General features: G+C 30.5%; 9 protein-coding genes and 9 pseudogenes. All 18 read left to right on the top strand.

Annotated elements, in window-relative coordinates:
• Positions 1–6 precede the first annotated feature (6 nt).
• The 18 genes and pseudogenes from sigG (at position 7) to PWK10_RS06875 (ending at position 11,566) form a co-directional block, all read left to right on the top strand.
• Positions 7–779, top strand: a pseudogene (gene sigG / locus PWK10_RS06965) (RNA polymerase sporulation sigma factor SigG).
• A gap of 70 nt (positions 780–849) precedes the next feature.
• Entirely contained in the window at positions 850–1,044 is a 195-nt protein-coding gene (locus tag PWK10_RS06960) for a YlmC/YmxH family sporulation protein (RefSeq protein WP_274767791.1), read from the top strand.
• Between the two features lie 142 nt (positions 1,045–1,186).
• A pseudogene (nrdR, locus tag PWK10_RS06955) lies at positions 1,187–1,645 on the top strand (transcriptional regulator NrdR).
• 66 nt (positions 1,646–1,711) lie between these two features.
• Positions 1,712–2,053, top strand: a complete 342-nt coding sequence (locus PWK10_RS06950) for a laccase domain-containing protein (RefSeq protein WP_274767790.1) — start codon at positions 1,712–1,714, stop codon at positions 2,051–2,053.
• 16 nt (positions 2,054–2,069) lie between these two features.
• Positions 2,070–2,441, top strand: a complete 372-nt coding sequence (locus tag PWK10_RS06945) for a polyphenol oxidase family protein (RefSeq protein WP_274768159.1) — start codon at positions 2,070–2,072, stop codon at positions 2,439–2,441.
• Between the two features lie 4 nt (positions 2,442–2,445).
• A pseudogene (locus tag PWK10_RS06940) lies at positions 2,446–3,132 on the top strand (winged helix-turn-helix domain-containing protein).
• Between the two features lie 97 nt (positions 3,133–3,229).
• Positions 3,230–3,562, top strand: coding sequence for a hypothetical protein (locus tag PWK10_RS06935; RefSeq protein WP_274767789.1), 333 nt, complete (start codon positions 3,230–3,232; stop codon positions 3,560–3,562).
• Entirely contained in the window at positions 3,559–4,146 is a 588-nt protein-coding gene (locus PWK10_RS06930; protein ID WP_274767787.1) for a HAMP domain-containing protein, read from the top strand. The genes PWK10_RS06935 and PWK10_RS06930 overlap by 4 nt, the downstream gene beginning before the upstream one ends.
• Positions 4,146–4,550, top strand: coding sequence for a sensor histidine kinase (locus tag PWK10_RS06925; RefSeq protein ID WP_274767785.1), 405 nt, complete (start codon positions 4,146–4,148; stop codon positions 4,548–4,550). The genes PWK10_RS06930 and PWK10_RS06925 overlap by 1 nt, the downstream gene beginning before the upstream one ends.
• Complete coding sequence (locus PWK10_RS19570; protein WP_446715303.1) at positions 4,544–4,633, top strand: hypothetical protein; 90 nt, start codon at positions 4,544–4,546, stop codon at positions 4,631–4,633. The genes PWK10_RS06925 and PWK10_RS19570 overlap by 7 nt, the downstream gene beginning before the upstream one ends.
• A gap of 44 nt (positions 4,634–4,677) precedes the next feature.
• Entirely contained in the window at positions 4,678–4,854 is a 177-nt protein-coding gene (locus PWK10_RS06920) for a sensor histidine kinase (RefSeq protein WP_446715302.1), read from the top strand.
• 72 nt (positions 4,855–4,926) lie between these two features.
• Positions 4,927–6,268, top strand: a pseudogene (locus PWK10_RS06915) (DUF512 domain-containing protein).
• Positions 6,268–7,586: pseudogene (gene der, locus PWK10_RS06910) on the top strand (ribosome biogenesis GTPase Der). Before PWK10_RS06915 ends, der begins: the two co-directional pseudogenes overlap by 1 nt.
• A gap of 15 nt (positions 7,587–7,601) precedes the next feature.
• Positions 7,602–8,599 (top strand): annotated as a pseudogene (locus tag PWK10_RS06905) (NAD(P)H-dependent glycerol-3-phosphate dehydrogenase).
• A gap of 71 nt (positions 8,600–8,670) precedes the next feature.
• Positions 8,671–9,140, top strand: a pseudogene (locus PWK10_RS06895) (chromate transporter).
• Positions 9,137–9,651 (top strand): annotated as a pseudogene (locus tag PWK10_RS06890) (chromate transporter). The pseudogenes PWK10_RS06895 and PWK10_RS06890 overlap by 4 nt, the downstream one beginning before the upstream one ends.
• An 80-nt stretch (positions 9,652–9,731) precedes the next feature.
• Positions 9,732–11,211: pseudogene (gene spoIVA / locus PWK10_RS06880) on the top strand (stage IV sporulation protein A).
• 73 nt (positions 11,212–11,284) lie between these two features.
• Positions 11,285–11,566, top strand: a complete 282-nt coding sequence (locus PWK10_RS06875; protein ID WP_274767780.1) for a 4Fe-4S binding protein — start codon at positions 11,285–11,287, stop codon at positions 11,564–11,566.
• Positions 11,567–11,679: the final 113 nt, after the last annotated feature.

Here is an 11,679-nt window from a genome sequence, read left to right as displayed (position 1 = left end):
ATCGCTATGGCAAACACCAAAGTTGAAATATGTGGAGTAAACACTTCAAAGCTGCCTGTTCTTACAAATGAAGAAATGAAAGAATTGTTGACGAGAATGAAACAAGGAGATAAAGAAGCTAGGGAAAAGTTTATAAAGGGAAATTTAAGGCTAGTTCTAAGTGTTATTCAAAGATTTAATAATAGAGGAGAAAATGTAGATGATTTGTTCCAAGTTGGATGCATTGGGCTTATTAAGGCAATTGATAATTTCGATATAGATCAGAATGTAAAATTTTCAACTTATGCTGTTCCTATGGTTGTTGGTGAGATAAGAAGATATTTAAGAGATAACAACTCTATTAGAGTTAGCAGATCATTAAGGGATATTGCCTATAGAGCTTTACAGGTTAGGGATAAATTGGTTTTGGAAAACAATAAAGAACCAACAATTTCTGAAATAGCAAAAGAGCTAAATGTTCCCCGTGAAGAAGTTGTTTTTGCGCTAGATGCTATTCAGGATCCTGTTTCTTTATTTGAACCTATATATCATGATGCAGGAGATGCAATATATGTAATGGATCAAATTAGTGACACAAAAAATGATGATGATTCTTGGATAGAAAATATTGCAATTAGGCAAGCCCTTAAAAAATTAAATAAAAGAGAAAAGACGATTTTAATGATGAGATTTTTGAAGGAAAGACACAAATGGAAGTAGCTGAAGAGATTGGAATTTCCCAAGCACAGGTTTCAAGATTAGAAAAGTCAGCTTTGAACCATTTGAGAAAATTTGTTTAAAGTATGGGTGTTTATAAATTACACCCATATTTTTTTATTTATATCATATAATTTTTTAGGAGGTGAAGTTATGAGGGATAATTTAGAAAATGTCCATGTTACTTTATCGGAATTAAGACAGATGGAGGTTATAGATATCAATAAGGGTAAGAGATTAGGCTTTATAAGTGATCTTATTTTTGACGATAATTTAGAAAGAATTGAGTATATTGTTATTCCCCAGAAAATGCTTTTTGTCCTTTTTAAAAAAGGGATGAAATCTTGATAAGTTGGAACAAGGTAAAGACTATAGGGGTAGATGTGATTTTAATAGATCTCTTACAGGATAACAGTGAAGAATAATAGACAATAAACAAAAATGATGCTATAATTTATCAATAAAAAGTTATACGATGGAGATGAAGGAAATGAAATGTCCATTTTGTAATCATGTTGAGACTAAGGTTTTAGATTCACGACCAACTGAAGATAATACATCAATTAGAAGAAGAAGGGAATGCTTAAATTGCAATAGAAGATTTACTACCTATGAAAAGGTGGAGGATATACCTGTTTATGTTGTAAAAAGGATGGTAGAAGGGAACCCTTTGATAAAAGAAAAATATTAATTGGTGTTTTAAAATCGTGCGAAAAAGACCTATATCGATTTCAAAGATTGAGGAACTTGCAAATGAAATCGAAAAACAAGTTTATAATACAATGAGACAAGAAGTAGAAAGCAGTTTGATCGGTGAGCTTGTTATGAAAAAATTAAAAGAGTTGGATGATGTAGCTTATGTAAGATTTGCTTCGGTATATAGGCAATTTAAAGATATTAATACTTTTTAGAAGAATTACAAAAACTATTAAGTGAAAATAAGGATTAGCTTTATGCTGAATCCTTTTATTTTTTATGATAAAATATTTATAAAGAAATTGATGGTGGTGTTATTATGTTTATTTATTCAGATAAAGGAGTTGAAGTCAAAGCCTTTATAGAATTAGGATTTATAAATCATATTTTTACAAATAAATATTTTGGTATTGATTTTAACGAGTATAGTTTAATGCGTAATGATTTAAGAATACCTGATGCTGTTATTGAAAAAATATTTAAGTTAAATTTTAATGCAGATAATTTAGTCTTTACTAAACAGGTTCATGGAGATAAAGTAATTATTGTGACTCATGAAAATAGAGAAAATATACTTGGGACAGAAGCAGATGCAATAATTACAAAGGAATTAAACCTTCCAATTGTGATATTTACAGCAGATTGTGTCCCAATTTTTTAGTGGATAAAAAAAGAAGATTGTAGCTGCTGTGCATGCTGGATGGAAGGGGACTGCCCTTAAAATCGTAACAAAGGTTGTTAAAGGGATGACAGAGTATTTTGGTAGTATCCCTAATGATATAATTGCTGCTATAGGACCATCAATAGGACTATGCTGCTATGAAGTTAAGGAAGATTTAGGCGTATTTTTCAATTTAATAAATAAAGGCGAAAAATTTTATATAAGCTTGAGTGAGGAAAATAAAAAACAACTTATTGAATCAGGAATTTTAGAAGAAAATATTTATGAAAGTTTAATTTGCACTATGTGCAGAAATGATTTCTATTCCTATAGAAGGGATGGAACTATGACTGGTAGACAGCTAAATATTATACAAATAAAGGAGTGATATTATGGCGGGAGAAAAAATACTTTTAATTGATGATGAACTGCATATAATTGAATTATTAAAGTATAACTTGGAAACAAATGGTTACAAGGTTTTTATGCATTAAATGGGAAGGAAGGACTTAAGTTAGCTATTGAGAAAAAGCCAGACTTGATTTTGCTTGATATAATGCTTCCTGAGATGGATGGATTTGATGTTTGTAAGGAATTAAAGAAGAATGAAAGTATATCCAATATACCCATTATTATGCTTACAGCAAAAAGCGAAGAGTTTGATAAAATTTTAGGTTTAGAGCTTGGTGCTGATGATTATATAACAAAACCATTTTCGGTGAGGGAATTATTGGCCCGTGTAAAGGTAGTATTAAGAAGAAATAGCAAAGAAGAAAAAAGAATGTCGTTCAAATTCATGACTTAAAATTGGATTTTGATAAACATGAGGTTTTAAAAGATGGCAAAAAATAGAACTGACCTTAAAAGAATTTGAACTTTTGAAACTTTTGATTTTAAATAAAGGTAAGGTTTTAACAAGGGACTTTTTGCTGGATAAAGTGTGGGGATATGAATACTATGGTGAGACAAGAACCGTTGACGTTCATGTAAGACATTTAAGGCAAAAGATTGAAGACGATGATAAAAATCCTAGATATATTGAAACTGTGAGGGGAATAGGATATAAATTTAAAGAATAGGTGATTGAATGAGAAAGAAGTTATTAGTTTTTATTACTACTATTTTAATAACAACTATATCTTTTATTAGTTTTTGTTTTATTACTATACAAAAAATTTGTTAATAAATACTGTTGAAAATGAATTGGATTATCAAGCTAATTTAGCTATAGATTTTGTGCAATATTCAAAGTTTAATAATTTTGATGAATTAGCTAAAAAAATTAAAGGAGCTACCAATAAAAGGGTTACTATAATAAGAAATGATGGTGTGGTATTAGGGGATTCAGATGTAGAAAGTTTTAAAATGGAAAATCATAAGAACAGGAAGGAATTTTTAGATGCTATTTATTATGGTAAAGGAATAAGTTTAAGAAAAAGCTCAACTATAAATCAAAATCTTTTTATTATGCAAAGCGTTTTGATTATAATGGCAAAATATGTATTATGAGATTAGCAATGCGGTTTGATTTGATTAAATACATGCAGCATAATATTATATACTTTCTGTTAGTAACAATATTAATTGCTTTAATTTTGTCTAGTTTACTTGCTTGGATTTTCTTAGGTAAATTTATTGAACCAATAAGAGACCTTACAAGAATAGCAACTATAATATCAATGGGGGACTATGATAAAAGAATAAAGATAAAAACCAAGGATGAAATAGGAAAGCTTGGACATGCTTTTAATATAATGGCTGCAAGATTACAGGAAACAATACTGGATTTAGAGGATAAAAGAAATAAATTAATATCAATATTAAAAAGTATGGAAGATGGTGTTATCGCTTTTGACAACAATGAAAAAATAATTTTAATTAATCCTGCTGCAAAGAAAATGTTTGATATCAAGGAGGATGTTACTGGCAAACATTTCATTGAAGTTATAAGAAATCTTGAATTGGAAGAATTAATTAAACAAAATTTAGAGGATGAAATCGAGATAAAAGTTTCGTATCCTGATGTAAAGTATTTTAAAATAAAGATAATTAAGATAAATAGTGAAAAAATACTGAAAATGTTGGAACTTTAATGGTTATTCAGGATATAACAAAAATGAAAATGCTTGAAAATATGCGTTCAGAATTTGTTGCTAATGTTTCCCATGAATTAAAGACACCTTTAACATCGATAAAGGGATTTGCTGAAACACTAAAGGATGTAGAAGATGAAAATATTCGTAAGAAATTTTTAGATATAATTAATATTGAGGCGGAAAGATTAACGAGGTTGATTAATGATATTTTAACTTTATCAGAACTAGAGAATAAAGAATATGCTCTTAATTTTGAAAAATTAAATGTTATAGAAATATTAGAAGAAATTAAATATATTATGAAACCATTGGCAGAAAGTAAAAATATCGAAATATATTTAGAAAAAAATGTGAAGATATTTATGTTCACGGAGATAGAGATAAATTTAAGCAAATGCTAATTAATTTATTAGATAATGCGATTAAATATACCAATGAGGGAGGAAAAGTAAAAATTATATTAGAAAAAGCAAGAATCAAGTAATCATTTCTGTCATTGACAATGGAATTGGTATTCCAAAAGAACACTTGCCAAGGCTTTTTGAGCGTTTTTATAGGGTTGACAAAGCAAGATCAAGAAGTTTAGGAGGAACGGGACTTGGACTTGCGATAGTTAAGCATGTTGTAAATCTCATGCAAGGGAAAATAGATGTCGAAAGTAAAGTAGGAGAAGGAACTACTTTTAAGATAACATTGCCTATGTAAGTTTACTAACTTCGGTTATTCGAAGTTAGTATTTTTCTTGATATTATTTTTTTAAATGTTAATATTAAATTTATGATAATTAAAGTTGAGGTGTCGAATTTGAAAAGAGATGGACTTGTTATAAAAAGTGTAGCTTTTAATTCTATTGCACAGGAAGTAGGAATAGAAGCTGGAGATGTTTTGCTTGAAATAAATGGAGTTAAGGTAAGGGATATTCTAGAGTATAAGTATTTAACTACGGATGAATATTTAAACTTGGTAGTTAGAAAAAATTATGGAGAAGAGTGGGAGATTGAGATAGAAAAGGATTATGATGAAGATTTAGGATTAGAGCTTATAGATCCAGCTATCGAGCATCCTAAAAGATGTCATAATAAATGCATTTTTGCTTTATAGATCAATTACCTCCTAACTTAAGGGGGACACTGTATTTTAAGGATGATGATTCCATGTTATCCTTTCTTCAAGGAAATTTTATAACACTAACAAATTTAAAGGATGAGGAAATAGATAGGATTATAAAATATAGAATAAGTCCAATTAATGTATCTGTTCATACTACTAATCCTGAATTAAGGGTAAAAATGCTTAATAATAAAAGGGCAGCTGAAATTAATAATCAGCTTAAAAAGTTAGCTGAAGGTGGTATTACTATTAACTGCCAAATTGTTTTATGTTATGGAATTAATGATAAAGAAGAATTAGTAAAGACTCTTAAAGATTTAAAGGGACTTTATCCTAATGTTCAAAATGTTGCAATAGTTCCCGTTGGAATTACAAAATATAGAGATAAATTATATAAAATAGAAGGTTATGATGCCCAAAAATCATTAGAACTTATAGAATATTTAAAGCCTCTTCAAGAAAAGTATAAGAAAGAACTAGGAACTCCATTTGCACGTCTTGCTGATGAATTTTATGTTATGGCAGGTGTGGAGCTACCTGATTATGAACATTACGGGGATTTTGAACAACTTGAGGATGGCATTGGTATGATTAGATTTTTGAAAGAAACATTCTTGAGGATTTAAAAACAAATGATTTTGACGGAAAGGGTAAAAAAATTGCTTTTATAACTGGAGAGTCGTTTTTTAGTTATTTAAATGATATATCGAAAATTATCTCTAAAAAACTTAATTTAAATATTGAAGTTTATAAAGTTTATAATGAATTCTTTGGAGAAAAGATAACTGTAGCAGGTTTATTGACAGGTAGGGATATAATTAATCAGTTAAAAAATTCAATTACAGAAAAATATATTTTTGTTCCAAACAATATGTTAAAAGCTGACGAAGATATATTTTTGGATGATGTCAGTTTACTGGAATTGGAAAATGAATTAAAGGCAAAGGTGATTAAAGTAAAATATACTGGAGAAGATTTGATAGAAAAAATTAAAGGTGAGGTGATATAATGGCGAAACCAATTGTTGCAATAGTTGGAAGACCAAATGTAGGGAAATCTACTCTTTTAATAAGCTGGTTGGAAAAAGAATATCTATAGTTGAGGATACTCCTGGAGTAACGAGGGATAGAATTTATGCTGAGGTTGAATGGTTAAATTACAGGTTTACCCTCGTAGATACAGGCGGCATTGAACCTGAAAGTGAAGATATTATACTTAAACAAATGAAAAGACAGGCTCAAATAGCAATTGAAACTGCAGATGTAATATTGTTTATGGTGGATGGCAAGGAAGGGTTAACTGCTACAGATATTGAAGTTGCAGAAATGTTAAGAAGGGTTAATAAGCCAGTCGTTCTTGTTGTAAATAAAATTGATAATTTAAAGTTAGAGGATAACAAGTTTGAGTTTTATTCATTAGGTTTAGGAGAACCAATTACAATTTCTGCAGCTTTAAGTTTAGGTCTTGGGGATATGCTTGATGAAATCGTTAAATATTTTAAAGATAAAGAAGCTGATGATGAAGAAGAACCATTAATCAAGGTTGCAATAGTTGGGAAACCAAATGTTGGTAAATCTTCTTTGTTAAATAGATTAACAGGAGAAGAAAGGGCTATAGTTAGTGATATTCCTGGAACTACAAGGGATGCAATAGATAGTTTAGTGGAAATTAACGGTGAGAAATTTTTGTTTATTGATACAGCGGGTATAAGGAGAAAGAGCAGAATTAAAGAAGAGATAGAAAAATATAGTGTCATCCGTTCACTTGCTGCAATAGATAGAGCAGATGTTTGCCTTATTATGATTGATGCTACTGAAGGAGTGACGGAGCAGGATGAGAAAATTGCAGGCATAGCCCATGAAGCAGGGAAAGGTATAGTTATAGTTGTTAATAAATGGGATTTAATAGAAAAAGATGATAAAACGATGAATGAATATAATAATAAAATCAGAACAGCATTATCCTTTATGACATATGCCCCGATTATTTATATTTCGGCCAAAACTGGTCAAAGAGTAACTAAATTAATAGACCTTATAAAATATGTTGCTGTTCAAAATGCAATGAGGGTTAAGACCGGTGTTCTAAATGAAGTGATAAGTGAGGCAGTTATGTTAAGGCAACCACCAGTTGAAAAAGGCAAAGCACTAAAGATTTATTATGCTACACAAGTTTCGACGAAACCACCTACATTTGCTATATTTGTTAATGATGAAGAAATAGTTCATTTTTCTTACGACAGATATCTTGAAAATCAAATTAGGCAACATTTTGGATTTGAAGGGACGCCGATAAGGCTTGTTTATAAATCCAAAAAGGAGGATTAAAATGAAGATAGCAGTATTAGGTGGGGAAGCTGGGGAACAGCTATTGCAGTTTTATTATCAAAAAGTCTAATGACGTTTACATCTGGGATCGCAACGCTTCAATATTAGAAGAAATAAAATATAAAAGACAAAACTCTAAGTATTTACCGGATGTTATTATTCCAAAGAATGTCGATGTAAGGTTTAATTTAGAAGAAACGATTAAAAGTTCTGATATTATAGTAGTTGCAGTTCCATCCCATGCAGTTCGTGAGCTTTGTTTAAAGATTAAAGAATTTGTTAATGAAAATCAGATTTTTGTAAGCCTGACAAAGGGCATAGAAGATAAAACATTTAAAAGAATGTCAGAAATATTGGGGGAGTTTTTCCCTAATAATAAGATTGCAGTTCTTTCAGGTCCTTCACATGCCGAGGAAGTTTCAAAGGATATCCCAACAGCAATAGTTGCTGCATCAAAGGACGAAGATACTGCATTAAAAGTTCAAGACATTTTTATGACTCCTAATTTCAGAGTGTATACCAATACTGATGTTGTTGGTGTTGAAATAGGAGGTGCAGTTAAAAATATTATAGCACTTGCTGCTGGCATTTCAGATGGTTTAGGATTTGGGGATAATACAAAGGCGGCGCTTATGACAAGAGGTATAGCTGAGATTGCAAGACTTGGCACAGCTCTTGGAGCTAATCCAATGACTTTTGCAGGATTGAGCGGTATAGGTGATTTAATCGTAACCTGCACAAGTATGCATTCAAGGAATAGAAGGGCAGGTATTTTGATAGGTAAGGGTAAAAAGGTTGAGGAAGCTTTAAGCGAAATAAAGATGGTTGTTGAGGGGGTAAATACGACTAAATCTACATATGAACTATCCAAGAAAATAGGTATAGAAATGCCAATAACAGAAAAGCTCTATAACGTTCTTTTTAATGGCAAAGATGCCAAAGAAGCTGTTACTGAGCTTATGCAAAGAGATAAAAAGGATGAAATACAATATTCTTCATATTTTGTAAGGTGATATAATGAATGCATTAGATTTGTTTATAACTTTTTTAAAATTGGTGCCTTTACCCTTGGAGGGGATATGCTATGATCCCCCTTATTGAAAGGGAGGTAGTAGATAAAAGAGAATGGATAGGGCGTGAAGAATTCCTTGATTTAGTGGCTGTTGCTCAAGCTTCACCAGGACCCATAGCTGTAAATACAGCTGTATTTGTAGGCTATAAATTAATGGGAACAAAGGGGTTATTTTTAGCTGCTTAGGTTCGGTTCTTCCTTCTTTTATAATAATAGTTTTAATTGCAGCTGTTTTTACTGAAATAAAAAATAGCCCTACAATAGAAAAAATTTTTTTAGGAATAAGGCCTGTGGTAGCAGGGATGGTTTTTGCATCAGTATTCAGATTGGGAAAGAGTGCTAAAATAAATAGAATAAGCATTATATTTGTTTTATTAGTTGCAATATCAATATGGATTTTTAAAATCACACCAATTTATATTATTTTATTATCAATTATTGTTGGTTCATTAAGATATTTAACAAGGGGAAATAAAATATGATTTTAAAGTTATTTCTTACGTTTTTTAAAATAGGGATGTTTAGCTTTGGTGGGGGCTATGCAATGCTACCTTTGATACAATTAAATGTAGTAAATCAAAATAATTGGCTATCCCATAAAGAATTTATTGATATTGTTGCTATTTCTCAAGTTACTCCAGGACCTATAGCAATTAATTGTGCAACCTATGTTGGCTACAAGTTAGCAGGAATTTTTGGAGCTATATCTAGCACATTAGGAGTTTCAATGCCGTCGGTTATTATTATGATATTTCTAACTAAATTAGTATTAAAACTCAATAATGCAAAATTTTTGAAGCTATTTTTTCAAATTTAAGGCCTACAGTAATAGGACTGATATTGGCAGCTGCCATATTGGTATTTAATGAATCCGTCTTTGATATTAAAACTTTTATTGTATTTCTTTTATCCTTCGTTGTATCTCTAAAATACAAGGTTGATCCAATAATTTTAACTATTTTAGGTGGGGTTTTAGGATATATTATTTTTTAATAATTCCTCCACAATTAGTTCTAAAAAATAATGATGCTAAATATATATGAATTAGATAAAATGTATTAGGAGGTTGAACTGTGGAGGAATTCAATATATATAAAGATATTGCTGAAAGAACACAAGGCGATATCTATGTTGGGGTAGTAGGGCCTGTAAGAACAGGTAAATCCACTTTTATTAGAAGGTTTATGGAGCTGCTTGTTTTACCGAACATAAGTAACATGCATAAAAAGGAAAGGGCTAAAGATGCACTACCACAAAGTGGTTCAGGTAAAATAATTACTACAGTTGAACCCAAATTTGTTCCAAGCGATGAAGCAGTTGAAATTGAATTAAATGATAATGCCAAGATGAGGGTAAAGATGATAGACTGTGTAGGTTATATGGTCCATGGAGCTACAGGGCACTTAGAAAATGATCAGATAAGGATGGTTAAAACTCCATGGTTTGAAGAAGAAATACCCTTTACAGAAGCTGCTGAGATTGGAACAAGGAAAGTCATAAATGAACACTCCACCATAGGAGTAGTTGTTACAACCGATGGCAGTATAACAGAAATACCAAGAGAAAATTATATTGAGGCAGAGGAAAGGGTAATTAGGGAATTGCAAGGCCTTAATAAACCATTTATAATTGTATTAAATACTACACATCCGTATAATCCAGAAACAATAAACTTAAGGAAAAGTCTTGAGGAAAAGTATAAAGTTCCTGTATATATTGCTGATGCTGCTAATTTGAGGATTGAAGATGTAAATAATATATTTGAAAAGGTTCTACATGAATTCCCAATAAAAGAAATTGGAATCAAACTTCCTGATTGGGTAGAGCATTTAGATAATGATCATTGGTTAAAGAAGAATTTTATTCTTGCTGTAAAAATTCCATAAAAGATCTCTCGAAGATAAGAGATATTAAACCTATCATAAATTCATATAAGGAATACGAATTTGTTGGAGACGTTAATTTAGATGAAATGAACCTTGGTGAAGGCAGTGCAAGTATTACTATGAAGGTTAAGGACGGACTTTTCTATAGAATTCTTGGTGAGATATCAGGGTTTAATATCTCTGGTGAATTTGATCTACTTAATTTGATGAAGGACCTTACAATAGCAAAGAGAGAATACGACAGAATTGAATCGGCATTAAAGGAAGTAAAGGAAACTGGATATGGTATGGTGCCACCACAAATAGATGAACTGAAACTTGAGGAACCAGAAATTGTAAGACAAGGCAATAAGTTTGGAGTTAAATTGCGCGCAAGTGCACCTTCATTACACATAATAAAAGTAGATGTTGAAACTGAAGTTTCTCCAATTGTTGGGACTGAAAAGCAAAGCGAAGAACTATTAAGATCATTACTAGAAGAATTTGAAAATAATCCTCAAAAGATTTGGCAGGCTAACATGTTTGGAAAAACCTTAGAAGAACTTGTAAAAGAAGGATTACAAAATAAACTATACAAGATGCCTGAAGATGTTCAAGAAAAGCTTCAAAGAACACTACAAAAATAATTAATGAAGGTAATGGAGGTTTAATTTGCATTATATTATAAAAGCCCTAAAAAAGGGCTTTTATTTTTGGCTGAATTGGTATAATACCCATAGGTGGTATAAAGGAGGGGTATAATGAAAAATATAATCAAAAATATAATCAAAAATAGGATTATTATTCAAGGGATAATTGGTTTAACAATATATGTTTATTTATTTGTTTTTAATATTAGCCTTAAGTGGATTGTTCTTGCAGGTATTATAACTGGAATATTTATGGGAAAAGCCTTTTGCAGGTGGATTTGCCCAATAGGTTTTTTATGGAAATTTTATTTAGTAAAAAAGATGATAAAAGTAAACAATTGTATATGTATTATAAGGGAGGATGTCCTATTGCTTGGATTAATGGAATTTTAAATAGATATAGTTTATTTAAGATAAAACGAGATATAAATAGTTGCAATAAATGTGGAAAATGCGATAATGTTTGTTATATTGCTTCATTAAATAACGATTATAGCTTATATAGA

Source organism: Caloramator sp. Dgby_cultured_2, assembly GCF_028872215.1.
In the GTDB taxonomy this organism is placed as follows: Bacteria; Bacillota; Clostridia; order Clostridiales; family Caloramatoraceae; genus Caloramator; species Caloramator australicus.
The sequence above is the reverse complement of the archived record's forward strand: the minus strand, read 5'-3'. Positions and strand labels throughout refer to the sequence as shown.

Bases quoted from the DNA above. Each gene is read 5' to 3' on its own strand.
- PWK10_RS06960 (WP_274767791.1), top strand. From the start codon at position 850: ATGAGGGATAATTTAGAAAATGTCCATGTTACTTTATCGGAATTAAGA.
- PWK10_RS06950 (WP_274767790.1), top strand. From the start codon at position 1,712: ATGTTTATTTATTCAGATAAAGGAGTTGAAGTCAAAGCCTTTATAGAA.
- PWK10_RS06930 (WP_274767787.1), top strand. From the start codon at position 3,559: ATGAGATTAGCAATGCGGTTTGATTTGATTAAATACATGCAGCATAAT.
- PWK10_RS06925 (WP_274767785.1), top strand. From the start codon at position 4,146: ATGGTTATTCAGGATATAACAAAAATGAAAATGCTTGAAAATATGCGT.
- PWK10_RS19570 (WP_446715303.1), top strand. From the start codon at position 4,544: ATGCTAATTAATTTATTAGATAATGCGATTAAATATACCAATGAGGGA.
- PWK10_RS06875 (WP_274767780.1), top strand. From the start codon at position 11,285: ATGAAAAATATAATCAAAAATATAATCAAAAATAGGATTATTATTCAA.